Source organism: Neptuniibacter marinus (assembly GCF_001597725.1).
GTDB lineage: Bacteria > Pseudomonadota > Gammaproteobacteria > Pseudomonadales > Balneatricaceae > Neptuniibacter > Neptuniibacter marinus.
The window spans coordinates 1-1,636 of the sequence record NZ_LUTR01000043.1 but is presented as its reverse complement, the minus strand read 5'-3'; the positions used below and the strand labels follow the sequence as shown (position 1 = coordinate 1,636).

The 1,636-nt window shown below is 40.8% G+C and carries 2 protein-coding genes; both read left to right on the top strand.

Translation table 11 applies throughout. The features are described from left to right. Window positions 1-347 precede the first annotated feature (347 nt). A complete protein-coding gene (locus A3774_RS15935; RefSeq protein WP_156473738.1) occupies window positions 348-758 on the top strand; it encodes a hypothetical protein in 411 nt (136 codons plus the stop codon). 12 nt (window positions 759-770) lie between these two features. Then, window positions 771-1,553: a hypothetical protein gene (locus A3774_RS15930; protein ID WP_067870015.1), complete on the top strand. Its 783-nt coding sequence runs from the start codon at window positions 771-773 to the stop codon at window positions 1,551-1,553. Window positions 1,554-1,636: the final 83 nt, after the last annotated feature.

The window sequence follows — 1,636 nt, the reverse complement described above, 5'->3', positions numbered from 1 at the left end:
AAGGAGCGGGCGGCTTCCCCAGAAACGATTACCAATGATAAATAATCGTTGAGGTTAAACATACAAGGAGCTCACCCCGTGAGCGAAAGGAACTTGTATTGTCACCATGCTTAGGTTAAAAATATTTATAAATCAGAGAGATGGATGTCTGGCATGGATAGATATACGGAGCTGCTTTTAATAGTAGTAAGGTATATCAATTACTAATACGCATGCTCGTTTTGTCACGGAAGAGTACGATTTTATTTTTTAGTTTCTCCTTCCTTTTCAAATAATTACATCTATTTTTAATTAATAGCGGTGTGGATAGATACACGGACCCCCGTATATACAAATGTTAAATGTCTATGAAGAAAATCATCGACAATATTTTTACCAGTGCTGTTTATTCCTCGTTCTTGGGGAGCGTGGTGGTCTTTGTTGGAATGGTTGTTTCGTTCATGGGTGATGGTTGGGATCTGATTGGTGATGCAATTGGCTGGGCGGTACTGTTTTACTTCATTACAGCCATTGCTTCATGCTTAATAGCAATAGTTGTCGCTGGGCCAGTCTATGTGGTTCTGGCCAAATATAATTTCGCTAATTATTACACAGCATTCTCACTTGGTTTGGCGGTCACATTCGTTTGTTTTGGGTTCTCTACCTCTCTAGAGAATATCTACTGGAATTTGGCCGGTGGTGTAACTGGTTTGCTGTTCCACTATGTCAACAAGTCTAGTTGGGTCGGCGGTCAGCATTTAACAAGGCCATCAAATTGAGGTTAGGGAAGAATGACTGAGCACTTAATATCTCAGGGATCGGCTTTATATAAAGGCGTCAGTGCTTTTGAACCGTATATCAATGAGCTTCATAAAAGATATGAAAGTGAAGATTTCATAGATTGGCCAACTATCGTGTTGGCAACAACCTTGCAGACCACATGCATATCATTGTTCAAATTGCTCCCTGCACGTGAGTTCGGAAATGAACCACTAGATAAGCGCTCAATAGCCTCGATAGTCAGGAACGTTGTAGACACACACGATGTGATAGACATGCTCGTTAATGAGCCGGATTCAGAAAGATTTAGTCTTCATCGGGATATTATGGGGTTGTATCTTTCCAGTAGGATTAATAAAGTTCAGTCAGAAATTCTTCCTGAGAAAGCACAGGAAATATATAAACATACGAAACAGTGGTATTGGGGAAGGATCAAAAATTCAGAGCTTTACGAAAAATCGATGGATAGATTGAAGTCAGGCGAGGCTTTGTTTTATCAAAGCAGGCGTCAAAGACTAAGTAACGCATGCGGCAAGCACGCGGATTTTGTTTCAGGTGTTTTAGCTGACCTTTCAACATATGTACATTCAATACCACCGTCTATCTGGATGAGTGACGCATCAAATATGTACTCTGATAATGAAAGTAACAGAAACACCGTAGCCGTGTGGTTGAGAATATCGAATTTCTATTTTGCACAAAGCATGAAAGCGGTAGTTGATTTTTCAGATATGGAAACATCAGAAGCAATGGCTGAATTCATGGCTCATCATGAATATGTATTTTCAGAGTAAATTTATAATCGGGTAGCCGAGGGTCTCTAACCCTCAGCCCCCACAACACCCTGCATGCGGATCCGCACAGGGCGTTTCACTGA